Source organism: Polaribacter sp. OB-PA-B3 (assembly GCF_054589375.1).
The window spans coordinates 101,418-127,753 of record NZ_BAAIIX010000007.1 but is presented as its reverse complement, the minus strand read 5'-3'; the positions used below and the strand labels follow the sequence as shown (position 1 = coordinate 127,753).

General features: G+C 30.9%; 16 protein-coding genes, 3 tRNA genes and 1 pseudogene. 15 read left to right on the top strand and 5 right to left on the bottom strand.

Annotated features, from left to right (window positions below):
• Nucleotides 1–24 precede the first annotated feature (24 nt).
• The 15 genes and pseudogenes from ACYPV9_RS12765 (at nucleotide 25) to ACYPV9_RS12695 (ending at nucleotide 20,847) form a co-directional block, all read left to right on the top strand.
• Complete coding sequence (locus tag ACYPV9_RS12765) at nucleotides 25–1,461, top strand: hypothetical protein (protein WP_459744283.1); 1,437 nt, start codon at nucleotides 25–27, stop codon at nucleotides 1,459–1,461.
• A 125-nt stretch (nucleotides 1,462–1,586) separates the two neighbouring features.
• Nucleotides 1,587–3,143 (top strand): glycoside hydrolase, encoded by a 1,557-nt coding sequence (locus tag ACYPV9_RS12760; RefSeq protein WP_299063246.1) that lies wholly within the window; start codon nucleotides 1,587–1,589, stop codon nucleotides 3,141–3,143.
• 13 nt (nucleotides 3,144–3,156) lie between these two features.
• Nucleotides 3,157–4,767: a sulfatase gene (locus ACYPV9_RS12755; protein WP_299063249.1), complete on the top strand. Its 1,611-nt coding sequence runs from the start codon at nucleotides 3,157–3,159 to the stop codon at nucleotides 4,765–4,767.
• Between the two features lie 49 nt (nucleotides 4,768–4,816).
• Complete coding sequence (locus ACYPV9_RS12750; RefSeq protein ID WP_459744280.1) at nucleotides 4,817–6,220, top strand: sugar porter family MFS transporter; 1,404 nt, start codon at nucleotides 4,817–4,819, stop codon at nucleotides 6,218–6,220.
• A complete protein-coding gene (locus ACYPV9_RS12745; RefSeq protein WP_299063255.1) occupies nucleotides 6,221–6,958 on the top strand; it encodes an SGNH/GDSL hydrolase family protein in 738 nt (245 codons plus the stop codon).
• Between the two features lie 22 nt (nucleotides 6,959–6,980).
• Nucleotides 6,981–9,821, top strand: a complete 2,841-nt coding sequence (locus ACYPV9_RS12740) for a glycoside hydrolase family 2 protein (RefSeq protein ID WP_459744277.1) — start codon at nucleotides 6,981–6,983, stop codon at nucleotides 9,819–9,821.
• Nucleotides 9,822–9,858: 37 nt separating this feature from the next.
• Nucleotides 9,859–13,158 (top strand): DUF5107 domain-containing protein, encoded by a 3,300-nt coding sequence (locus ACYPV9_RS12735; protein ID WP_459744275.1) that lies wholly within the window; start codon nucleotides 9,859–9,861, stop codon nucleotides 13,156–13,158.
• 15 nt (nucleotides 13,159–13,173) lie between these two features.
• Nucleotides 13,174–14,685: a sulfatase family protein gene (locus ACYPV9_RS12730; RefSeq protein ID WP_459744272.1), complete on the top strand. Its 1,512-nt coding sequence runs from the start codon at nucleotides 13,174–13,176 to the stop codon at nucleotides 14,683–14,685.
• A gap of 172 nt (nucleotides 14,686–14,857) precedes the next feature.
• A complete protein-coding gene (locus ACYPV9_RS12725; protein WP_459744270.1) occupies nucleotides 14,858–15,040 on the top strand; it encodes a hypothetical protein in 183 nt (60 codons plus the stop codon).
• A gap of 92 nt (nucleotides 15,041–15,132) precedes the next feature.
• Nucleotides 15,133–17,856 (top strand): sugar-binding domain-containing protein, encoded by a 2,724-nt coding sequence (locus ACYPV9_RS12720; protein WP_459744267.1) that lies wholly within the window; start codon nucleotides 15,133–15,135, stop codon nucleotides 17,854–17,856.
• Between the two features lie 24 nt (nucleotides 17,857–17,880).
• Nucleotides 17,881–18,765, top strand: a complete 885-nt coding sequence (locus tag ACYPV9_RS12715; RefSeq protein ID WP_459744265.1) for a glycoside hydrolase family 16 protein — start codon at nucleotides 17,881–17,883, stop codon at nucleotides 18,763–18,765.
• Nucleotides 18,766–18,867: 102 nt separating this feature from the next.
• Nucleotides 18,868–19,716: a T9SS type A sorting domain-containing protein gene (locus ACYPV9_RS12710; RefSeq protein WP_459744264.1), complete on the top strand. Its 849-nt coding sequence runs from the start codon at nucleotides 18,868–18,870 to the stop codon at nucleotides 19,714–19,716.
• Nucleotides 19,717–19,847: 131 nt separating this feature from the next.
• Entirely contained in the window at nucleotides 19,848–20,135 is a 288-nt protein-coding gene (locus ACYPV9_RS12705; protein ID WP_459744262.1) for a hypothetical protein, read from the top strand.
• A 249-nt stretch (nucleotides 20,136–20,384) separates the two neighbouring features.
• Nucleotides 20,385–20,513 (top strand): annotated as a pseudogene (locus ACYPV9_RS12700) (sugar-binding domain-containing protein); the annotation flags it as partial.
• A 178-nt stretch (nucleotides 20,514–20,691) separates the two neighbouring features.
• Nucleotides 20,692–20,847, top strand: coding sequence for a glycoside hydrolase family 2 TIM barrel-domain containing protein (locus ACYPV9_RS12695; RefSeq protein WP_459744426.1), 156 nt, complete (start codon nucleotides 20,692–20,694; stop codon nucleotides 20,845–20,847).
• 103 nt (nucleotides 20,848–20,950) lie between these two features.
• Here the strand turns inward: ACYPV9_RS12695 and ACYPV9_RS12690 are convergent, their stop codons facing one another.
• From ACYPV9_RS12690 to ACYPV9_RS12670, 5 genes are all read right to left on the bottom strand, one after another.
• A complete protein-coding gene (locus ACYPV9_RS12690; protein WP_459744260.1) occupies nucleotides 20,951–21,652 on the bottom strand; it encodes a hypothetical protein in 702 nt (233 codons plus the stop codon).
• A gap of 2 nt (nucleotides 21,653–21,654) precedes the next feature.
• Nucleotides 21,655–24,729: a T9SS type A sorting domain-containing protein gene (locus ACYPV9_RS12685; RefSeq protein ID WP_299063283.1), complete on the bottom strand. Its 3,075-nt coding sequence runs from the start codon at nucleotides 24,727–24,729 to the stop codon at nucleotides 21,655–21,657.
• 1,151 nt (nucleotides 24,730–25,880) lie between these two features.
• Nucleotides 25,881–25,966 (bottom strand) — tRNA-Leu (locus ACYPV9_RS12680).
• A gap of 25 nt (nucleotides 25,967–25,991) precedes the next feature.
• Nucleotides 25,992–26,063 (bottom strand) — tRNA-Gly (locus ACYPV9_RS12675).
• A gap of 21 nt (nucleotides 26,064–26,084) precedes the next feature.
• Nucleotides 26,085–26,158 (bottom strand) — tRNA-Asn (locus ACYPV9_RS12670).
• Nucleotides 26,159–26,336 lie beyond the last annotated feature (178 nt).

Below are 26,336 nucleotides of genomic sequence, written 5' to 3'. Positions count from 1 at the left end.
AATTAAAATAAAAATTAGTAAAACATGAAAAAGCATATCGAATTGAGATCTTTTTTTTTAGTTATAATATTTGGTCTTTTTGTTTTCGCTTGTTCAAGTGAGGGAGCTACGGATCCTAACGATCCTATTTTTGATGATATAGATGATAGAGGTGGTGTTACCGGTGATATAGCATTTGATATAACGCTTAAAGTTGATGCAACTGATGGTGTAAATATTAATCCAGATATTTTTGGAGTAAATAATGATTGGAGGAGAGTGCCAAATACAGGCTTTTCTACTTTTACAAATACACTTGAAGATATGGGGTTAAATTCTAAAGTTTTTAGATTTCCTGGTGGTTGGGAATCAGAATTTTATGCTTGGACAAGCAATACAACTCCTGATTGGAAAGACGCTCCAGCAGAACCTGGGGCTTCTGTACCTGCATTAAAAGAAAATTTTAATAATTACAGTATAGTGATTCCTACTGTAGATGCTATGAATACAAGTCCTGGTTCTTCTCAATGGAACAATGCGATACAAAGGTTAGAGCAAGTTGCAGAAAATGCGATTGAAGCATCAGGTATTAATAATGGTATTGTAGAGATTGGTAATGAGTGGTGGTTACAATGGGCAGGAGGTGTTTCTAGGGCTCAGAAGTTAGATAAATATGTAAAAGTTGCTATGGAGATTGCAGAGCATTTAGATGAAAAATTCCCAAATCATACCTTTAAACTTTTAGTGAATGGTGATTATACTTTTCCTGATGAATTTACAACAATGAAGCAGAAATTTACTAAAGCATATGATGTTATAGATGGTGTAGCTTTACATACTTATACAGGTTACACAACAAATACACACAATATAAAAGATTTAGAAAAAAGAATTATAGACTGTGCTAATAACTTCAACCCAAGCAAAAATTTTAAGTATTTGTCAGAGTGGATGCCTTCTAGAGATTACAATGAAAGAGCACTTTATATGGAGGCAGCTAATATTATTCCAGATATAATTCATATTTACGCAAGAGCAGGTTCTGAGGCAGCAGCTTATTGGCCACCAGTGAATACGCCTGTTCCAGGTTTAGGTTTAACAAATTGGAATTTTTCTAAAATTTTCCCAACAGGTCAGATTTTAGGAGAAATGGCAAGTGAATATAAGGGGAAAGCATTAAAAACAACATCTAATACATTTCATATTGCAGCAGCTTTACAAGATGCAAATACTATGGTTTTATATGTTACAGGAGCTAGAAAAAGTGGTAAAAAAGTAGGAGTCCAGATAGATGGATTTACTATAACTTCTATAGAAAGCGTTCATCGTTTTGTTCCTTCAGATTATAAAGATACTGCCAAAGCAGAACCATACATAACAGAAGTAGCTTCTGCAAAATTATCTTCAAATAATGAAGTAGTTTTTGATATCAATAAAGAGGGTTTGTATCAAATATATAAGATTATTTTAAAGGGTAATTAATTTTTGATATAAGTGTTTTTGTCCATAATTAAGCTCTTGGTGTCTATTTTTTTTAATTGATGTTTTTTTAATTTTGTTAATGAAGTGCACTAGTAAATTAGTTTTTTGTTAATTTTTCATAATAAATGAATAAGAGTAGTATTTTATATGTTTTTCTAATTTTTATATTTCTTATAAATTGTGAGTCTAAAGCTCAACAAGTTTCAAAAATAAATATTAATTCGAAAGAAATATACCAAACAATTGAAGGTTTTGGAGCGTCTGATGCATGGAGATGTCAATTTGTTGGTAAAAATTGGCCTATACATAAGAGAAGAAAAATAGCTAAGTTGCTTTTTAGTCAAGAGCTTGACAGACAGGGAAACCCAGAAGGAATTGGACTATCAATTTGGAGATTTTATATAGGTGCAGGAACAACCGAACAAAAAGATAGTTCTCATATAGAAAATGAATGGAGAAGAAGTGAATCTTTTTTAGATGCTAAAGGAAATTATGATTGGACAAAACAGAAAGGGCAACAATGGTTTTTAAATTCGGCTAAAAAATATGGAGTAGATCAATTTTTAGCATTTTCTATTTCAGCTCCTGTTCAATGGACAAAAAATGGAAAAGGTTTTAATGGCGATAATAAAGATGGAGAGATAAATTTAAAACCAGAGTATTTTGATGATTACGCTCAGTTTATGGTAGAGTTTCTAAAGCACTTTAAATCTAAAGGGATTGCTTTTGATTATTTAAGTCCAATTAACGAACCACAATGGGATTGGGAAAAAAAATCGCAAGAAGGAACACCAGCAACCAATGCTAATATTTTAAAAATTTCAAAATCATTAAATCAGAAAATAGAAGAAAATAACCTATCAACAAAAATTGTATTAGGGGAAGCAGCAGATTTGCGTTGGTTGTATTCAGATTTTGGTAAACCAGAAAGAGGAAATCAAATAGAATACTTTTTTAACCCCAATAATAGAATAGAAAATGTAAAACAAACCATTTCAGGACACAGTTATTTTACAACTTGGCCTGTAGATAGTTTAATATCAACAAGAAAAAAATTAAGTAGTAAACTAAAAGCGCACAAAGTAAATTATTGGCAAAGTGAGTTTTGTATCCTTGAAAATACAGATGACATTGGAGGAGGATGGAAAAGAGATTTAGGTATAAACACTGCACTTTATGTAGCACGTGTAATTCATGCAGATTTAACTATTGCAAATGCAAGTTCTTGGCAGTGGTGGACAGCCTTAACAAATGCCAATTTTAAAGACGGTTTAATTTATTTAGATACAGGAGACCAAAATGATTTATACAATTTGAATAAAATGAAATCGGATGGAGATTTCCACGATTCTAAATTATTGTGGGCTTTTGGTAATTTTTCAAGATTTATTAGGCCTAAAATGCAACGTATAAAGATTCAATTAGATGAAAAGAAAACATTAAAAAAACAATATAAAGATTTAATGTTATCTGCATATATAGATAAAAAGACGTCAAAATTAGTGATTGTAGCCATAAATTATAGTGATACAGACAAAACAATTGATTTTTCAGGCTATAACATTCAAGCTAAATACGAAACATCAAAATATAAAAATTTAGAGCAACAAAAAGTAACGAAACAAATAATAACATTAAGTGGACGTTCAGTTAATACATTAATAGGTAGTACATCCAAATAAAATACATTAGTAAATGAAATATAAAAATAATTTTTTTGAATCAGTTTTAAGTCTTTGTTTAGTTGCCATTTTATTAAATGGCTGTAAGAATAAAGAGGATAAAAGTAGCATTAATGTCCAAGAAAAACCCAATATAATTTTTATTTTGGCAGATGATCTTGGTGCTCATGATTTAAGCTATTCCGGTAGTAAATATTATGAAACTCCAAATATTGATGCTATTGCCAATGACGGAGTACAATTTACGCAAGGATATGCTGCAGCTCAAGTATGTAGCCCTTCTAGAGCAAGTTTAATGACAGGGCAATACACTGCTCGTCATGGAGTAACAGATTGGATTGGTGCTGCAACTGGAAAAAAATGGGGAGATTATTATAATACTAAAGTGATGCCACCAGAGTATGCTCATGCTATACCAGAAGAGAGTATTACAATTGCTGAAGCTCTAAAACAAAACGGTTACAAAACTTTTTTTGCAGGAAAATGGCATATAGGTGATGAACCTCATTCTCCAGAAAATAATGGATTTGATATTAATATTGGTGGATGGGAAGTTGGTGGCCCAAAAGGAGGGTATTATGCTCCTTGGAGAAATCCAAAGTTAGATTACAAATACGAAGGAGAAAATTTAACCAAGCGATTGGCTTTAGAAACTGCAGATTTTATTTCAACTAATAAAGATGAGCCATTTTTTGCTTTCTTATCCTTTTACGCAGTTCATGGCCCTATTGAAACTACCCAAGAAAAATGGAGTAAATATAGAAATAAAGCAGAAGCTCAAGGCATACCTGAATCTGGTTTTGAAATGGAGGCAAGATTACCTATCAGAAATGTACAAGATAATCCTATTTACGCAGGTTTAGTAGAATCTATGGATGATGCTGTTGGTGTTGTTTTAAAAAGATTAAAAGAATTAGGAATTGACGATAATACAATCATAGTTTTTACTTCTGATAATGGAGGAGTTGCTAGTGGAGATGCATTTTCTACTACTAATTTTCCATTAAGAGGAGGAAAAGGATATCAATGGGAAGGTGGTATTAGAGAGCCTTATTTGATTAAAGTACCAATGTTAAAAAACACACCTAAATCTATTGATTATCCTGTTTCAGGAATCGATTTTTATCCTACACTTCTAGATTTAGTTGGTGCAAAGAAAGATCCTAAACAAATTATTGATGGAGTAAGTTTAGTGCCATTATTAAAAGGAAAACCTCTAGATACAAGACCATTGTTTTGGCATTATCCTCACTATGGTAATCAAGGAGGTGATCCTGTAAGTATCATCAGAAAAGAAGAGTATAAATTGATTCATTATTGGGAAGATGGGCATGATGAGCTATATAATTTATCAAATGATCCAGGAGAGAAAAATAATATTTCTAAAAAAGAAGACGTAATTGCTAAAAGTTTAAGAGTAGAGTTAGATACGTATTTAAAAAATATGAATGCTAAAATACCTGAAGTTTATGCCGATTATGATGCCGCTAAAGCAGCTAAAAAACAACAGGAAAGAAGAACAAAAATGCTACAACGTCTAGAAAAACAGCGTAAGAACTTTTTGAGTAAAGATTTTGATCCTAATAATAACTGGTATGACAGTAGCTTAAATACAAAAGATTAAAAAATAACAATACTAAATACTTACAATTAATCGACCAAAATCACAATTTATGACTAAAACTAAATTTAATTTTTCCTATTTGTTATTCCTTGCACTTGTATCTGCAATGGGTGGTTTTCTTTTTGGTTACGATTGGGTAGTTATAGGAGGTGCAAAACCATTCTATGAACTATTTTTTGATATTAGTTCGCAACCAACATTACAAGGTTGGGCAATGAGTAGTGCATTAATTGGCTGTATTTTTGGGGCAGTTATCTCTGGTTTTGTAGCAGATAAATTTGGAAGAAAACAACCTTTAATTTTAGCTGCAGCTTTGTTTACGTTATCTGCATTTGGTACGGGTTATGTAAATGAATTTACTCCCTTTATAATTTATCGTCTTGTAGGTGGTTTAGGTATTGGCTTAGCATCTACTTTATCGCCAATGTATATTGCAGAAATAGCACCAGCAAAATATAGAGGTCAATTTGTAGCAATTAATCAATTAACATTAGTAATAGGAATTTTAGCTGCTCAGGTTGCTAACTTTTTAATTGCAGAAACTATACCAGATGGTTTTTCGTCTGAAATGATTTTAGGTTCTTGGAACGGTCAAACCGGATGGCGTTGGATGTTTTGGGCAGAATTGATACCTGCAGTTTTATTTTTTGGGTTGTTGTTTATTGTACCTAAAAGTCCAAGATTTTTAGTGAAAATAAATAATTATGATACTGCCAAATCGGTTTTATCTAAAATAGGCGGGGCTACTTATGCAGAAGAAGAGTTAGCTAATATTAAACAAACACTTCAAGAAGGAAGTACCTCAAAAATTAGTTTTTCAGATTTTAAAAGTCCAAAGATTAAGCCTGTCCTAATCATAGGTGTTGTTTTAGCAATATTCCAACAGTGGTGTGGTATCAATATTATTTTCAATTACGCTGAAGAAATTTTTACAGCAGCAGGTTATACTGTTGGAGATATGTTATTTAACATTGTAATTACTGGAAGTGTAAACCTAATATTTACACTTGTAGCAATGCGAACAGTAGATAGTTGGGGGCGCAGAAAATTAATGCTATTAGGTTCTATTGGTTTAGGTGTTGTATACATCATTTTGGGTGGAGCATATTATATGGAGTTTACCGGGTTACCTGTTTTAATTTTAGTAATAACTGCAATTGCAATTTATTCGATGTCTCTAGCACCAATTACTTGGGTAGTTTTATCAGAAATATTTCCAAATAAAATTAGAGGTGTAGCAATGTCTATCGCAACATTTTCGCTATGGGTAGCTTCATTTATATTAACCTTCACTTTCCCAATTTTAAATGATGCTTTAGGTGCTTCAGGTACATTTTGGGTATATGGATTCATCTGTATAGCAGGGTTTTTATTTATAAAAAATAAATTACCAGAAACAAAAGGTAAAAGCTTAGAAGAGATAGAGTTAGAACTAACAAAAAACAAAGAATAAATGACGAAATTAAAAAAACATAAAATTCTGATTGTTATCTTTTTAATGAGTTTAAACTTTTCTTATGCTCAAGAATTTTCTAATTCGAATAAGGATATTGTAAAGCATTATTTAGATTCACTAAAAAAAGAATTAAAAGTAAAGTGGCCAAAGAATAGAACAATTAATCTAGTTTTTCACGGACACTCTGTTCCTACAGGTTATACTACAAGAGGTGTATTAGATCGCTCAAATTCATATCCATACAGAACCTTAAAAAAGGTCAACGACTTTTATCCGTATTCTGTAGTAAATACCATCACAACTTCAATTGGTGGAGAACAGGCAGAACAAGGAGCAAAACGTTTTAAAGTTGAGGTATTAAATCATAGGCCAGATGTACTTTTTATTGATTATGGATTAAATGATAGAAGTATTGGTTTAGAAAGAGCAAAAATTGCTTGGGAGCAAATGATAAAAGAAGCCTTGCATTATGGAACAAAAGTGATTTTGCTAACACCTACACCAGATTTAAAAGAAGACATATCTTCAAACGAGACTCCTTTAGCGAAACATAGTGAACAAATTAGGGCTTTAGCAAAAAAATATAAAGTTGGTTTGGTTGATAGTTACAAGCTATTTAAAGATTTAGCAGTAATTCAGCCATTAAGAGGTTATATGTCTCAAAACAATCATATAAATCAAAAAGGACATCAATTTGTTGCTGATGCTATTTTCGAATATTTCAAAATACACTAATACAAGAAAGAAGATAAACTAAATGAAGTTATTAAAAACCATAAAAGTTATAGCTATTTGCGCATTTTTATTAGCATTCAATGCTTGTAAAGATAAAGAGCAAATACAAATAGATTTATCTGGCAATTGGAGTTTTAAAATTGATTCTTTAAATGTTGGAGAAAAGCAAAACTGGTTTTTAGATAATCTATCAGATACGATTAAGTTGCCAGGTTCTATGGCAGAAAATGGTAAAGGAAATGATATTACTGTAAATACGAATTATACTGGTAATATGTGGAATGACAGTTTGTGGTATACAGATCCAAAAATGGCAAAGTATAGAAAAGAAGGAAATATTAAAATTCCTTTTTGGTTGCAACCTGTTAAAGACTATAAAGGGGCTGCTTGGTATCAAAAAACGGTAACTATTCCAGAAAATTGGAATGGTAAAACCATTAAACTTAATTTAGAACGCGTGCATTGGGAATCTACAGTTTGGGTAGATAACAAAAAAGTAGGGATGCAAAATAGTCTAGCCACAGCACATAATTATGATTTAAGTGATTTCTTATCTTCAGGAGTTCATACTATTTCTATTCGAGTTGATAATAGCATTAAAAATATTAATGTTGGTAAAGATGCCCATAGTATTTCTGATAATACACAGACAAATTGGAATGGTATTGTTGGTGGTATTACACTTAACCTTTCTCCTAAATTATCATTAGGTTTAGTTAAATTGTATCCTAATGTTTCTACTAATTCAGTAAAAGTTGTTGTACAAACACAAGGTAATACAGAAAATGTTAAAACAGAATTAACTCTTCAAGTTAGAGAGAAATCAAACCATAAAAATATTTTAAAAGAAGTTATAGAGAATGTTCATCTAAATGAAGATCATAAAATAATAGTTGATTTTAATATGGGAGAAAAGCCAAAGCTTTGGGATGAATTTAACCCTAATCTTTATGAGATGCTACTTACCTTAAAATCTAATAAAACAGTTGATACAAAACGTATAGTTTTTGGTATGCGAGAGTTTAAAGCAGTTGGTACTATTTTTAAAATAAATAACCGTCCTATATATTTAAGAGGCACTTTAGAGTGTGCAATTTTTCCAAAAACAGGTTATCCCCCTACAGATGTAGATTCGTGGAAACGAATTTTACAAATTATTAAATCGCATGGATTAAATCATGTTCGTTTTCACTCTTGGTGTCCGCCTGAAGCAGCATTTATAGCAGCTGATGAAATGGGCGTGTATATTCAAGCAGAAGCATCTGCTTGGTTAGCTAATTTAGGAGATGGAACACCAGTTGATAAATGGTTGTATAAAGAAGGTGAAGCTATTATTGATGCTTATGGAAATCATCCTTCTTTTGTTTTAATGACCTACGGAAACGAGCCTAGTGGAAAATACCACAAAGAATATTTAACTAAATACGTAGATCATTTTAAAAATTTAGATAACAGACGTTTGTACACAAGTGGTGCAGGGTATCCGTATTTGCCAAATATGGATTATTATAATCATAGAGGGCCTAGAATTCAAGGTTGGAATGAAAATTTAAAAAGTATAATTAATGCCAAAGCTCCACAAACAGTATTCGATTGGAGTAAGTTTATAGATAAAACTCCAATGCCTTATGTAAGTCATGAAATGGGGCAATGGTGTGTGTATCCTAACTTTAAAGAAATGTCTAAATATACTGGTGTTTTAAAACCTAAAAACTTTGAAATTTTTAAAGAATCTTTAGAAGAAAATGGGATGGGTGAATTGGCAGAGGATTTTCTAATGGCTTCAGGAAAATTGCAAACCCTTTGTTATAAAGCAGATATAGAAGCAGCTCTAAGAACCAAAGGAATGGCTGGTTTTCAATTACTAGATTTACACGATTTTCCTGGTCAAGGAACAGCTTTAGTAGGGGTTTTAGATGCTTTTTGGGATGAAAAAGGATACATAACTCCAGAAGAATTTAAACAGTTTAGTGGAAAAACGGTACCGTTAGCGCGTTTAGAAAAAAGAACTTTTGAAAATAGAGAAACTTTATCGGCAACCATTGAAATTGCTCATTTCGGAGAAAAAGCATTGCAGAGTGTAACTCCAAAATGGACATTCACAAATCCTGATGGGAGTATTTTTTCTGAGGGAGAATTAAAAACAACGAACATTCCGTTAGGAAATGGAATTCAATTAGGTGTAATAAATCAATCTTTTAAGAAAATTACCAAAGCCCAAAAATTAACATTAAGTATTGCTGTTAATGAATTTAAAAACAGTTGGGATGTTTGGGTGTATCCTAATGAAAAATCAATAATAGAAACTACAAAAAACTATAAAGTAGCCAGTAGGTTAGATAAGAAAACAATGGCTTATTTAAAAAATGGTGGAAGTGTTTTGTTAAATATAACCAAAGGAGATATTACTCCAGAGTATGGTGGTGAAATCGGAATTGGGTTTTCAAGTATTTTCTGGAATACCTCTTGGACTAAAGAACAAAAACCACATACACTAGGAATTTTTTGTGATCCGAAGCATCCTGCTTTGGCTGATTTTCCAACAGAATATCATTCTAATTGGCAATGGTGGGACGCTATGAGTCATTCTAACGCTATCATTTTTGATCAAATTCCAGAAATTAATCCAATAGTTAGAGTAATTGACGATTGGTTTAAAAATAGAAAAGCTGCATTGCTTTTTGAAGCAAAAGTAGGTAAAGGAAAACTTTTGTTTTCTGGAATAGACTTACATACAAATTTAGAAGAAAGATTAGAAGCAAAACAATTGTTGTATAGTTTAGAGAACTATGTATCAAGTGATGCTTTTAACCCTAAAATAGACCTAAAAGAGAAACAATTAAAACAAATGTTAAAGTATTAATACTCATTTTTTTGAGTGTTATGTAAAACAAAGTCATATGAGAACTGTAAAAGCCTGGGAGGAGAAAGTGATTATTCCTACTTATGAAGTTGGGACTCCAGAAAAATATCCTGTTTTTTTAGAAAAAAGAGTATATCAAGCAAGTAGTGGAGCAGTATATCCACATCCTGTAATAGAAAAAATTAGCGATACAAAAGTAGATAAAGAATGGGATGCTATTTTTATAGAAAATGATTATATAAAATTAATGATTTTACCTGCTTTAGGTGGAAGAATTCAAAGAGCTTATGATAAAATTCGTAAACGTGACTTTGTATATTATAACCATGTAATAAAACCAGCACTTGTGGGTTTAACTGGTCCTTGGATTTCTGGAGGAATAGAATTTAACTGGCCACAACACCATAGACCAAGTACTTACGATCCAACAGATTTTTATATAGAAGATAATAAAGATGGTAGTAAAACTATTTGGGTAAACGAATTAGAACGTATGTTCCGTACAAAAGGTATGGCAGGTTTTACTTTACATCCAGATAAAGCTTATATAGAAATTAAAGCTCATTTGTACAACAGAACCCCTCATCCACAGACTTTTTTATGGTGGGCAAACCCTGCTGTAGCAGTTAACGATCATTATCAGTCTGTATTTCCACCAGATGTAAATGCTGTTTTTGATCATGGAAAACGTGATGTTTCTGAATTTCCAATTGCAAGAGGAGAATACTACAAAGTAGATTACGCGCCAGGTACAGATATTTCTAGATATAAGAACATTCCAGTGCCAACAAGTTACATGGCAATTACGTCTAAATATGATTTTGTTGGTGGTTATGAAAATGATTCAAAAGGAGGATTATTACATGTTGCAGACCATAATGTATCTCCAGGGAAAAAACAATGGACTTGGGGTAATGGAGAATTTGGCAAAGCATGGGATAGAAATTTAACAGATGCAGATGGTCCTTATATCGAATTAATGTGTGGTGTTTATACAGATAATCAGCCAGATTTCTCTTGGATGCATCCTTATGAAGAAAAAAGTTTTAAGCAATACTTTATGCCTTATTATAATGTAGGTGTAGTAAAAAATGCAACCAAAGAAGCTTTAGTAAATTTAGAAATGGTTGATGGTAAGGCTTTAGTGAAAGTTTATGTTACGTCTACTTATAATAACTGTGTAATCACTTTAAAAGCAAATGATACCTTATTGCACGAAGAAGTTTTAAACCTTTCTCCAGAAGTAGGTTTTGAAAAATTTATAGAAATTGGAAGTAATACTTTTGATGATTTACAAATTTCAGTAAACGAGGCAACTGGGCAAGTATTGGTTTCGTGGGAACCAGATAAAGGTTTATCGGAAGAAATTCCAGAGCCAGCTAAAGCAGCAAAAGACCCTAAAGATATAGATACTGTTGAAGGTTTATATCTAAGAGGTTTACATTTAGAGCAGTACAGACATGCTACATTTAATGCCACAGATTATTATGAAGAAGCATTAAGAAGGGCGCCAAAAGATGTGCGTTGTAATAATGCAATGGGGTTATGGTATATGCGCAAAGGACAATTAGAAAAATCTATCAAATATTTTAATACGTCTATTGAAACGTTAACAAGTCATAATCCAAATCCTTATAATGGAGAGCCTTACTTTAATAAAGGATTGGCTTTAAATTTTTTAGGTAAAAAAGAAGAAGCCTATGCTAGTTTCTTTAAAGCTTGTTGGAATGCACAATGGCAAGATGCAGGTTATTTTAATTTGGCTCAAATAGATTGCTCTAAAGGTGATTTAGAAAAAGCGTTAGACCTTGTAGATAGAGCATTAATTAAAAATTGGCACAATCATAAAGCAAGACATTTAAAGGTTATTATTTTAAGAAAGCAGAATAAAATTGAAGCAGCTAATAAATTAATAGACGAATCTTTAGCTATCGATAAGTTTAATTTTGGTGTTTTGTATGAACGTTATATTTTATCCAAAAAACAAGAAGATTTAGATGTTCTTAAACATATCTTAAGAAATAATGCGCATAATTATATTGAGTTTTCTTTAGATTATGCCTCTGCAGGTCAGTTTGATGAAGCTGTTGCTTTATTAAAAGTGCATACAGAAGTGAATACTAAGGTTTATCCTATGGTGTATTATTTTATGGGATGGTTTTGCGAACAAAAAGGAGATCATATAAATGCATTAGAAGCTTACAAAAAAGCATCTCAAATGCCAGATAAATATTGTTTCCCAAATAAAATAGAAGAAGTATTAGCGCTACAAGCTGCATGTAAAGCAAACCCTACTGATGCCAAAGCATTTTACTATGTAGGTAACTTTTGGTATGCAAATAGACAATATGTAGAAGCGCAAGAATGTTGGGAAACATCAGTGAAGTTAGATGACCGTTTTGCAATCATTCATCGTAATTTAGCGCTATTGTATTACAATAAAACCAATCAGAAAGAGTTGGCAGTACAGCATTTAGAAAAAGCTTTTCAGCTTGATAATACAGATGCTAGATTGTTAATGGAGTTGGATCAATTGTATAAGAAAATAAATGTTTCTACAGACAAGCGTTTGTCTCTTTTAGAGCAATATTTAGATTTAACCAATTCTAGAGACGATTTATATTTGGAGCGTATTTCACTATACAATTTAAAAGGTGATTTTGAAAAAGCCAAAGAATTGATAGAAAACCGTCAGTTTCATCCTTGGGAAGGGGGAGAAGGTAAAGTGCCATTTCAATATTTGACTTGTTATACAGAACTTGCTAAGAAAAATATCAATGCAAAGAATTTTGAATATGCAATTGAGTTGCTAATTGCGGCAAAAACGTATCCTCATAATTTAGGAGAAGGTAAATTGCATGGCACAGTTGAAAATGATATTGATTATTGGTTAGGTTGCGCTTATGAAGGTTTAGGAGATACAGATAAAGCAAAAGCATATTTTCAACTAGCCTCAGAAGGGTTAAGTGATCCAAGTCCTGCAATATTTTATAACGATCAACAACCAGATAAAATTTTCTACCAAGGTTTAGCTCTACAAAAATTAGGAAAATCTAAAAAAGCAGAAAAGAGATTCGATAACCTCTTAAACTATGGTACAGAGCACATGAATGATAATGTAAAGTTAGATTACTTTGCCATTTCACTACCAGATTTGTTAATATGGGAAGAAGACTTAAATGTTATCAATAAAATACATTGTAACTATTTAATTGGTCTTGGTCAGTTAGGTAAAGGTAATGATGCCGAGGCTATTGAAGCTTTCGATAAAGTAAAACATACAAACCTATCACATATACCGGCAAATATTCATGCGCAATTGATAGGTGTATCATAATATTATTTAAACTTTATGAACTTTAAATTTTTAATTTATTACAGTATTATTTTCTTCTTTACGGGAGTAAATAATACTGTTTTTTCTCAAAAGAATAAAACCAATATTGTCATTATTTATGTAGATGATTTAGGTTTTGGTGATATTGGAGTAAATGGTGCAATAGGTGTAGAAACACCTTATATTGATACTTTAGCAAAAAACGGTTTAATTCTTACTGATGCACATAGTTCATCAGCAACTTGTACACCATCTCGTTATTCTTTATTAACAGGTAGTTACGCTTTTAGAAGTAATGCTGCTATTTTAGAGGGTGATGCTCCCTTAATAATAGATACCAAAAAAGAGACATTACCAAAAATGTTGCAAAAAGCAGGGTATACAACAGGTGTAGTTGGTAAATGGCACTTAGGTTTGGGTAAAGGAAAAATAGACTGGAACAAGCGTATTCCTATAGGGCCAAAAGAAGTTGGTTTTGATTATAGTTTTTTAATTCCTGCAACTGGAGATAGAGTACCTTGTGTGTTTCTTGAAAACCAAGAAGTTGTTGGTTTAAATAGTAACGACCCAATAACTGTAAGTTATGGCACTAGAATTGAAGGTTATCCATGGGGATTTAAACATCCAGAATTATTAAAACAACATACTGATCCTTATCATCAAGGAGCTGTAATTAATGGAATTAGTAGAATTGGTTATATGAAAGGCGGAAAAGATGCACTTTGGATTGATGAAGATTTTCCTTTTGTATTAACTAAAACCGCTAAAAGTTTTATAGAAGATCATAAAGAAAAACCATTCTTTTTATATTTTTCTTTGCATGATATTCATCAACCAAGAGTAGCCAATAAAAAGTTTGTAGAAAGCAGTACCATGGGACCTCGTGGAGATGTTATCGCTCAAATGGATTGGTGTGTGGGTCAAATTACAGAAAGTTTAAAAGAACAAAATCTTTTAGAAAATACGTTAATCATTTTTACTAGTGATAACGGACCTATTTTAGATGATGGGTATATTGATTATGCTAGAGAACTAGTTGGAGAGCATAAGCCAGGAGGTATTTTTAGAGGAAGTAAATATTCTGTTTATGAAGCAGGAACTAGAATGCCAACAATAGTGCATTGGCCAAAAGAAGTAAAACCAGGTACAAGTTCTGCATTGTTATCTCAAGTAGATTTGTATAAATCTCTGGCTTGTTTAGTAAAGCAAGATGTTGAAAAAGATGCGGCTCCAGATAGTCAAAATTTTTTAAAGTCATGGCTAGGTAAATCTAATAAAGGACGTAAATTTTTATTAGAAGAGGCATATACTTACGGCTTAAGAATGGGGAAGTGGAAATACATAAAACCTAAAAAGAAACCTGTACCTAATTGGATTGTACAAAAATTTGTAGATCCAGGATTTAGAGAAGAAGTGCAATTATTTAATTTAGATGAAGATCCATCAGAAGAAAATAATTTAGCTTTAAAATATCCAGAAATTGTTGATAAAATGAAGGCAAAATTGAGTGAAATATTAGAGAAATAGATTGTTTTGAAATACGTATTCTACATATTATGCTTCTTTACAATCTTGTCAAAAGCAATTAAATAGAGCTCTTTTAGATAATTACCCGCCAGTTTCAATAACGATTTCTGCTTTACCATATCAAAAATTTGATAAAAATAATAAGGCGATAGAAGTTTTAAATAAATATTGTATGAGTAGCAATCAAGATTGGCAGTTATCTTTAATGTGTATAAATTATACGCTTTATTTTAAAGATAGAAAACCATTTCAAATAGCAGTTGAAGAGCTATTAAAAAGACATAATCTTAATGGGCATGTTAAGAGTGCGTGCCATGATTTTATTAATAGTCAAAAATTTAAAAACACGATTTAAGCAGTACTTAAAAAACTGAAAAACACATGAGAAAAATACTCCACATTACAATTATAATAGCGCTTTTAATTTTAAGTTCTTGCACTTCCAAGATGCATAAGATAGATCTTTCTGGTCAATGGCAAGTAAAGTTAGATTCAACAAATATTGGTAATTCACTAGGTTGGGCCAAAGACAAATTTACAGGAACTTCTATAAACTTACCAAACACTTTAGATGGTGCAAAAATAGGAACACCAGATACCCTAAAGCCTGCTATTAACAATTATGTAATGTCTAATTTAACTAGAAAACATCAATATATTGGTAAAGCATGGTATCAAAAAGAAATAGAAATTCCAACTTCTTGGAAAAATAAAAATATTCAATTAGGTTTAGAGCGCATAATATGGGAATCAACAGTTTATGTAGATGGAAGATTGATAGGAAGTGCAAATAGTCTTGTAGGTAGTCACAATTATAATCTAACAAATAACTTAACCCCAGGAAAACATTTGCTTACAATATGTATAGACAATTCGAATAAGTTTCCATTAATTAATGTTGCAGGTACAATGTATCCAATTAAGGTTAACCAAGATATGGCTCATGCCTACACTAACCATACGCAAATAAAATGGAATGGTATTTTAGGGGATATGAAGTTAGTTTCTCATGATAAAAACGAACCAGAAAACATTCAAATCTACCCAAATGCAGAACTGAATAAATTGAAAGTAACATTTACGCAACCGAGTCAAGTTGGAGAGTTTGTAAGTCTTATTATAAAATCTACGGATGGTGTAGAGGTGTATAATAATAAAGTAAAAGCCATTAAAACAGAAGGTAATGAGTTTGTATTAGATATAAATAAACCTAACGATTTAGAGTTATGGAACGAATTTAATCCTAAGCTTTATGATGTTGAGGTAGTTACCAATACAGGTAAAGCTAGTGCAAGATTTGGTTATAAGTTTGTGAGTAGTAAGGATGGAGATTTGTTATTAAATGATAAACGAATTTTCTTAAGAGGAAATTTAGAATGTGTAATTTTTCCTTTAACAGGTCATCCACCTACAAAAAAAGAAGAATGGGCTACATTAATAAAGCAAGCCAAAGATTATGGATTAAATCACTTACGTTTTCATTCATGGTGTCCACCAAAATCGGCATTTGAAGCAGCAGATGAAGCAGGTTTTTATGTGCAAGTAGAATTGCCTCATTGGAGTTTAAAAGTTGGTGAAGACAAAAACACAACCAAGTTTTTAAAAGAAGAAGCAGATAAAATAATTAAAGATTACGGAAATCATCCTTCATTTATTTTTATGGCTTTGGGTAACGAATTGCAAGGAGATATAAGTGTTTTAAATGATATGGTTGCAGATTTAAAACCTAAAGATAATAGACATTTATATGCAACTACTGCATTTTCATTTCAACAACCAACCGGTACAAGACCAGAAAAAGAAGATGAGTTTTTTATAGCACAATGGACAGATAAAGGATGGATTAGAGGTCAAGGTATTTTTAATGCAAAAGCACCTCACTTTAATGCGGATTATACATCAGGAGCAGGTCATATAAACGTACCTTTAATATCCCACGAAATAGGTCAGTATTCTGTATACCCAGATATGAGTGAAATTAAAAAGTACACAGGAGTATTAAAACCATTAAATTTTATAGCTGTAAAAAATGATTTAGAGAAAAAAGGACTTTTAGATTTAGCGCCAGATTTTACGTATGCTTCAGGAAAATTAGCGGCATTATTATACAAAGAAGAAATAGAACGCGCACTAAAAACACCAAGTTTTGATGGTTTTCAATTATTGCAATTGCAAGATTTTCCGGGTCAAGGTACAGCTTTAGTAGGTCTGTTAAATGCATTCTGGGAATCTAAAGGTGTAATTTCTGCAGAAGAATTTAGTCAATTTAATAGTGAGTTAGTTCCGTTAATTCGATTTGAAAAAGCAGTTTATGAAAATGGAGAGACATTAGAAGCTTCTATAGAAATTGCTAATTTTTATAAAGAGTTAAAAAATAAGACTATAGATTGGGTTATTACAGATGAAGCCAAAAATATAGTGAAAAAAGGATCTTTAACAGATGTAAATTTAATGATAGGCAACAATACCGATTTAGGTAAAATTGTCCATACTATTAAAATTAATCAGGCTAAAAAGCTAACCATAACAGTTAGTGTAAATAATACGAAATATAAGAATAGTTGGAATATTTGGGTATATCCTAAAAACCCTTCTATTACAGATGATGATATCGTTTTTACCACATCTATAGCTGTAGCCGAAAAAGCATTAAAAAAAGGAAAAAAGGTGTTTTTAAATCCAAAACCAAAATCTTTAAAGGGAATTACAGGTCGTTTTGTTCCTGTATTTTGGAGTCCTGTTCACTTTCCAAATCAACCAGCAACAATGGGAGTATTGTTAGATGAAAAACACCCTGCATTTAGAAAATTCCCAACAGATTCTTACAGTAACTGGCAATGGTGGGATTTATGTATCAATTCAAAATCAATTGTTGTAGACGCCATTAATGCTAAACCTTTAGTAAGGGTAATAGATAATTTTGTAACTAATCACCACTTAACCAATTTATTCGAAGCTAAAGTTGGTAAAGGTCTATTAGTGTTTTCTTCTATCGACTTAACTTCAAATTTAAATAAAAGACCTGTTGCTAGACAGTTAAAACACAGTGTTATAAATTATATGAAAAGCAGTTCTTTTAATCCTTCAAACGCAATAACTATAGAAGATGTAAACTCTTTAAAATTAAAGGGAAAACAATCTAATTTCTCTGCAAAAGATATTTATCAATAATAATATATGACCTAAAAAAATATAATGTATAACAAATATAATATTCAAAGCAGTCTCTTTTATTTTAGTGTTTTTTTATTCGCTTTTGTATTTGTTACCTGCACAGAGGGTAATTCTACATCACCTGATGATGAAAAATTTAATGATTTAGATGATGATACAGTTACAGCTATTAAACCATTTCTAAATTCGGTAAATACAAGTAATTGGATTTTAATATTTGAGGACAATTTTGATAAATACGAACCTACTAAATGGACTAAAAATAACTCAATAAAAAGTAGAGCTGCACGTCCTGGAATAGGTGTAAATCAATGGTTTTGGAAACCAGAAAATGTAATTTGTAAAGATGGAAACTTAGTTTTAAAAAGCGAAAAAGTAGCTAAAGATATACTGCATTGTGGAGGTGTTTTTACAAACAATTTATTTGAATTCAAATACGGTTATATAGAAGCTAAAATAAAAATTGCAGAAACCTTTTTTGGAACTCATACCGCTCTATGGCTGCAAGGAGATAATATGGGAAATATAGATGGTACAGGCAATGACGGTGCAGAAATAGATGTTTTTGAATCTGCTTGGATTGGTGATTATACAAAAAGTGTCGTACATATAGATGGCTATGGACAAAGCCATAAAGCAAATACAAGACGTTATGAAACTCCTAATATTCACTCTGGTTACCATACTTTTGGATTACTTTGGAATGAAGATAAGTTAGAAGTTTATTATGATGGGCAATTTAAAACACGTTATCAAGGTATATGGGTACCACAAGTAGAAGAATTTCTTTGGTTATCTACAGGCGCAAGTTTTGGAGGTGCTGAAAATACTAATTTCTCAGAAAGAAATATAGGAGAGTTTACAGAAGCTAAAGTAGATTATATTAGAGTATGGAAAATGAAGTGAGTTAAAAAGTAATTATGTTTATGTTTTACTAATTTAAGTCCATTTTTTAGTTAGTTTAAATAGGTAGTTTTATGTAAAACAATTTTAACTAAATACTTTATTATGAAACTAAAAATTACTTATTTATTCATTTTATTAATTAGTTCAGTAAACTTAATGTTTGGGCAGACTACAATTAATGACTTTGAAAACGGTACAACAGATGACGCGCTAACAAATGTAGGTGGAGGTATTACCACCGAAATTGTAGATAACCCAAATGCTAGCGGAGATAATACTACTGCAAAAGTTTTAAAAATTGGTAGAAACGCCGCACAGTGGTGGGTTTTTGCAGGCATCGATGTTGCAGATATTGCCATTTCAGATACTGAAACAAAGTTTTTGAGTTTTATGGTTTATGGCCCTAAAACTGATTTAGCTGTAAGATTTAACGCAATATCTGACGATAATAACGGAACTAATGGAGGTATTATAAGACCTTCAACTTTACATTCAGGAGAAGCTCAATGGGAACAAATTGTAATTCCAATTGTCGATAGCCAGACAGCTACAAGTTTTACAGGCGGTACACTCTTTAAATTAGTATTTCATCCAGATATAGCTGATGCAAGTATTGTTGAAGGTGGACAAATTCTAAACGATACAGATACCTTTTTATATATTGATGAAATCAAAATTTTAGATAGTAATCCACTAAGTATATCAAACTTTGAGTTGACTAATAATATCTCTTTATCTCCTAATCCTGCAAGTAACATTTTTAAAATAAATAGCTTTAATAATACTATTATAAAAGAGGTTTCTATTTATAATGTTTTAGGTAAACAAATAAATGCTCTTAACGTTGGTACAAATCAGTTTGATATTTCTTCTTTATCAAGGGGAATGTATATGGTAAAAATTACGGATGATAGAGGATTAATTGCTTCTAAAAAATTATTTGTCCGATAATAATAACTACATTTTTACTATCGAGTTTACTTGATAAACTTTGACAAAAAACAGATGTATTTATATATCTGTTTTTTTTAATAAACGATTATAATGTTCATATTGTAAAGTTATTTTTACAAATATTCTTGTTGGTTTTACTAATTAGTTCTTGTAATCAAGAGACCAAATTTAATCCTAAATATACTGCAAAAGTATGGGTGAACCCAGAATGGGGAAATCTAGAAATATTTCAAATAAATAGAGAATTTCCAAAAGCTACTTTTTACAATTACGACAACTTAAATAATGTAATTCTTGATACAAACTGGAAACTATCTTTAAATTATGAGCTTTTAAACGGTGCTTGGAATTTTTATAACTCAGATAGCGTTCAAGTAAGACTAGAAGATTTTTATAAAGAGGACACTTTAAGATAGGTAGTTGGGATACCACTTCTGTATCTTCTAACTGAGAATTAAAAGGTTTTAGTGTCTATCTATACTAATGTTGTTTATGTTTTTCCAAAAAACCTACCATCTATTCCTTATAAAATAAACAATGTAGGAAGATATAAACATGATTTTTAAATCTCCAAGAACTAGAAAAATAAAGAAGTTTATTTGCATTTTGCTGGTGTAAGTGCAGCTATATACGGATATATAAATGGATAAAAAGTAGGTTACTCTAAAAGAAGTAAAACCCTAGCTAAGTTTCATATTTCTAAATATATTAAGTCAGGAAAAAATCTGATTGCATTAAAAGTTTTACGTTGGTCTGACACGAGTTATATCGAAAATCTAGATTTTGGAGACTAAGTAGCATAGAAAGAGATATATATCTAAGAGCAGACCACCCAATTGCAATTAATGATTTTAGAGTAGGTAGTGGTTTGATAAATAATTATAAAGATGAGGCATTTAGCATGGTATAGAGCTGAAAAATACAAAACAATCTATTGTAAAAAAAGAAAACTAGAGGTTACACTTTTATACGATTATAAAAAACAAAGTTAAAAATAGTCAATTTTTAGTAAACGGAAAAGCTGTTTTAATTAAGGGTGCTAATCTTCACGATCATGATGAAACTACAGGGCATGTGGTTGATGAGGCTTTAACTATTAAATATCTTAAGGTTAATAAAACAGAGTAATACAAATGTCATACGTTGTAGTAATTATCCTAAAAACACCCTTATTTTAGTTATTGTCGATAAGATAAGGGTGTTTAATTAACAAAAAATCCAAATAATAAATTTAAAAATTATTTACTTTAAAATTCCATATTGGGCTATTGGTTTCTCCACCTTTATCATCTTTAACGGTTACTTGCCAATAGTAAGTAGTTTGAGGGGAGTCGGCAATTACAGTTAATAAAGTTTGCTCTGTATTCTCTAACATTAATTTAAGATCGTTTTTATTTTTACCAAAATAGACATCATACTTTAAAGGATCATTATCTACATCAGAAGCTGTCCATTGCAGGTCTAAAGTATTTATTCCGTCAAAATTTTGTCCAACAAAAGGAGTAACATTATCAGGAGAAAAAGGTAAGTTGTTACTATTGGGGATTTCTTCTGTGTAGAATTGAGAAATGTTTGAATAATCACTTTCAATACCTTTGCTGCTTTTTGCTTTTACTCTCCAGTAATATGCAAGTCCCTTATCAAGAGTTACAATTTTTGACAAAGAAGTTTGCACTTCAGATACGATAGTAGTTGAGAATTGATTGTCTGCTGCAATTTCAAAAATATAGACTACAGAGCTTCCATCATCATTTGTTGATGTGTTCCATTTAAATTCAAGCGTATTATCTATACACAATTGGTTTTGCGCAGGATATACTAAAGAAGGAGCAGAAGGAATACTATCTGTACTTGGGTTTAAATCACCATCATCATTTTTAGAACAAGATGAATATATCATGCTACAAATAAAAATATATAATAATTTTCTCATATTTATTTTTTTATGATTTTAATTGTTTTCGGCTTTTCTAAATTTAATCTTGCAAAATAAACTCCAGAAGCTATGTTTTTAACGCTAACCCTTACTTTATTGTTAATTACTGGATATTGTTTTTTTAATATTAGACCAGATTCTAGAGAGTATAACTCTATAGTGATTTGTTTATCAGTTACAAGAACTGGAACTTCAAAAAAGTTGTCTGTAGGGTTTGGAAATGCCTTTAGTTTAATTGTTTCGCCAATAGTTTTTGTGATTTTTCCTTCGCAAGATGCTTTTGATGCTACTTGAACAAAATCGCCTTCTTTTACAGGTAAGCTAAAAGATGTACTATGCGTTTCTAATACTTTAATAGTGTTTATGTAAACTGTATATGGTGCAGTTCCAGATTTTAGTTTTATATTAATTTTATTAGATTTCACAGAGGTTTTAGCTGATAAAAGTTTAGATTCTTTAATTTCTAAAATAGTACAATAATTATATGTTGTATTGTCTATACCAATGCAAATGTTGTAAGATCCAGGTTCTAAATTTGGTACATTTAAAGTGTTGTCGAAATTATATTTTACACCAGAAATGGTTACATTGTAATTGTGTTTAAATTTTGTTTCAATTTTTAATTTACCGTTTTTACCTACACAGGTTTCATCTACCACTTCAATTTTAAAATTATCTGGGGCTACATAAATAGTAGAAAAATCTTCGTTAATTCTAAAGTCTAAAATACCGCTACCATAGGTTCCGTATCTTACTAAATTTTCATTTGTAATGAACTGTACTGCAGAGTATCTAATTTCTTTTGGGAGTTTATTGCTTTCCATTTTAAACCACTTGTCCTGTTGTACAGAAAAAACCCAAGCACCATCAAATACACAAGCAGCAAAAATATATTGGCCATTTGGAGAGGCAGCTAAACTTACTATTCTGTCTACATCTAATCCGTCGTTATGATTTGAGAATGTTTTTCCTCCATCTGTAGAAATTAAAAAACTATTACCTGCACCTGCATAATACACTGTTGCTTCATCTATAGGGCTTGTTGCAATAGCTGGAGATCTTTTTCTAGAAGTACTGATACTACCTTTTGGCCAAGTGCCAGAATAATTAGATTGTAAAAAGCTGCTACCTCCATCTGTAGAATACATGAGTTTACCTGAAGCTAGTGCTACATACCATCTATTCGTATTTTTTTTTGAATAGCCAAAACTAAGTATAGATTCTGGAAAAACAAAAGGGTGAAATGTTCTATTGATTTTGCTTCCATCATATGAGATTTTATGTAATTGATCTCCCCAAGGAATGTATACAGCATCTTCTGTAATATTTGGAGAGGCAACCATCATTGTAGCTGTCCAGTTATCGTAAAAATCTTTTTTAGAAACTGTATTAATATTGCCACCATCAACTACAGAACTTCTTCCAATTGTACCATAATAATACCAATACCATGCAGATTCGCCGCCTTTTGCTGTAGCCACTCTCAAAACGTCTGTATTTGCTTCTCTTAACGCAGGCGAAACAAATCCTTCTTCCCCTTTGTCATCACCCAAAATACTTTGAGAACCTCTATCTTGATTTCCACTATATATTCTATTATGTTTTTCACTAGTTGTTGAATCATAACTCATCATTGCAGGTGTACCCTTGTTGATTGGAATCCAAGAATCCCATTTTTCTGGAGTAGAGGAATAAAAAGAACCAAAGTCAAATCCACTGAATGTAAAAAAAGTTCCATTTTCTTTTTCGTAAGACCTCATGTGTTGTAAATCCCAAACATGATTTATTGGAGGTAGTTTATTTCCGTTATGAACCCAAGTATTACCATAGTCAAATGAAATATTTAACCTTGTAAATCCAGAAAAACAAATGTTTGGCTTAGTAGGGTGTATGTCTATTATATCTCTATCTTGAGGAGTGCTTCCTGTTTTTGTCCAAGAACTACCTAAATCAGTAGAGTAATAAATTGTGTTATTATTATAACTAACATAAATAGTAGTGATGCCATTAACAGTAGTACCTTTTAAAGAAGTTACAGCGTCTAAACCAGGGTAAGTTTCGCTTAATAAAGTAAAATCTGAGTCGTTTTCCTCCATTTTATAAATTGATAATCTTTTATCGCTTGTTCTTAGAGCAAAATAATATATGGTGTTACTGCCATAGGGCTTAAGTATGTTAGTGTCGTAAGCAGGAGAGTAAACAACAACATTAGATTCACGATAATTTAAACCGTAATCATCAGATATATATATTACATCTTTCCAACCTGTTGTGTTTTTTTGATTACCAAAAGCAACAATTTTTTTGCCTGTTGTTGTTTCTGTTACTAGAGTTTTGTAATTGTTTCCGTTTGTAAAAAATGCTCCATTTGCATTTATCCATGTTCTTCCTTCATCATCAGAAAACTCCATACCACCGTTTTTTTGTTGATGTAGTAATCTAAACGAACCATTTGGTAAGTTAACGCCGTTAAAATGCAAACCTGCAAGTCTAAAATTATTATTTGAAAAATTTTTTTGATCATTTCTTAAAAGCCACTGATTTTCTGCGTCTTCTTCTATTTTATAAAGATGCCCCGCAAAAGAAACAATATAAAAATCTTTATTTACGGGGTCATAAACAGAACCATCTGCTCTAAAACCACTCTTATCAAATAAGGTGAATTCTTTTTGATCCCAAAAACCAGATAAAGTATTATTAGCATAAGAATCTTCTTCAGCCAATGTAGATTTTAGCATATTTTTTGAAGCTTTTTTTCTATAGGCTGCAAAATCTTGCTCACTATTAAACTTAAAACCTGAGGCATTTAGTTTCGTAAACCGTTTATTATAGTCTTCTAATTCTTTACCTTGAAGTTTAGAAGGATCAAAAACTGCTGGATGACCATCTTTTTCCATAGCCATTTCAAAAGCAATTTCTTCCTCGGTTTCTTCATAATCTTCACCATATTCTTTATGGTATTCATCAGTATCATGACTTATACTTTCATCTAATATAGTATTGTTTATTAAAAGTAATATTAAGAAAGCTGATATAGAAATAAAACTTAGAAGCTTAAAAGTATTTTTTTTCATAAATAATAATTTTTTTAGAAAAGTAAACTTATTATAAAATAGGTTTATTTACATTAATTAAACTGCTGTTTATATGGATATTAATACTTCTCTATAATGAAAAAACATTTTAAATCTATCGAACATCACTAGTAAATATCAAAAGTTTAAATTCAGCTAAAAAAAAGAGGGTACAAATTATTTAATTATCAATATCGTTAAGAGTTGTTAGAATTTGTTATCCTGTAGAAAAGGAATAAGAATAAAAGAAAACGAACACGTATCGTGTTAGTTTGTTTTTGTTAAGTTAAAGGGATTTATTATTTTTTTTGAAGTCAAACACATTAATGTACTATTCAATAATATTATAATTATAAACTGTTTGTCACCTTACTTTCTAGAATAGTAATCTTTCATAAATGATTTAGTATTGTAGATTCATTATATACAGAGCTTAAATGGGGTAATTTCATTTTTTAAAGTTATCATTCCTTGTTATAGGTAAAATCACACAAGTAATTAAATAATTTAGTTTAGCTTATACCCTGAGAAGTCATTAATTATTAACTAGTATGTAAACTTGGAATTAAAAAAGGAAGTGTTTCCTACACATATCTACTATACAAGTCTTGAAATAGATTTAAAAGAGATTTGGGCTAAAATGCTCAATGGAAAGATTAGATAACTCGAATAATTCATAAAAAAAGATCTTAAATAATATACAAGAAATGATATACTGATAAAAATTATTGGTTTTAGTTTATCACTCAGCTCCTTTTTTTATTGTCTTTACAAGAAAAGATAACTAAAGGTAGTAGGATTAAAAAATATCTTATTTTTCTTCAAAACAACAATTATAAATTCAACCAATATTTCTTCAAGGAGTTTTAATTTGATATCAATACTCATTTATCTCTTTTGCATTGATGTTAACTTTAGTCTTATTGTTTAACTTTTCTTTTTATTTAAGAATTCAATTACTTTAGTATTAAAAAAGATTTTTAATGAATTATGTGTAGAGGTTCAAGTTTATTATTTTTAAACTGATTTACCTATAATTAGATTCTTGCGAACTAACGTCCTTTGATGAATTATGTGTTTTGATCTTAGATAGAACATCAATTTGTTGTACAAATAAAAAAAACCGTAACAAATTAATGTTACGGTTTTAGTACTGAAGATGGGACTTGAACCCATACGAGCATTACTGCTCACTGGATTTTAAGTCCAGCGTGTCTACCAATTCCACCACTTCAGCATTGGTATGCTTTGTCATAAATTAGAGCGAAAGACGGGATTTGAACCCGCGACCCTCACCTTGGCAAGGTGATGCTCTACCCCTGAGCTACTTTCGCAGTCAATGTTTATGAACTTTGCTCCTCTTCAAGGACTCGAACCTTGGACCCTCTGATTAACAGTCAGATGCTCTAACCAACTGAGCTAAAGAGGAGTTTGCGACACTATTTGTGTTTTGCGAGTGCAAATATACACCTTTTTTATACTTCACCAAATAAATTTTAAAAAAAAATGATTTTTTTTTCATTTTAATATATTTGGAATAAATTCTTCTTTAATTTCAAAATATTGTATTTTTGCTATAATAATATGCTTAAAACATAAAGCACAAA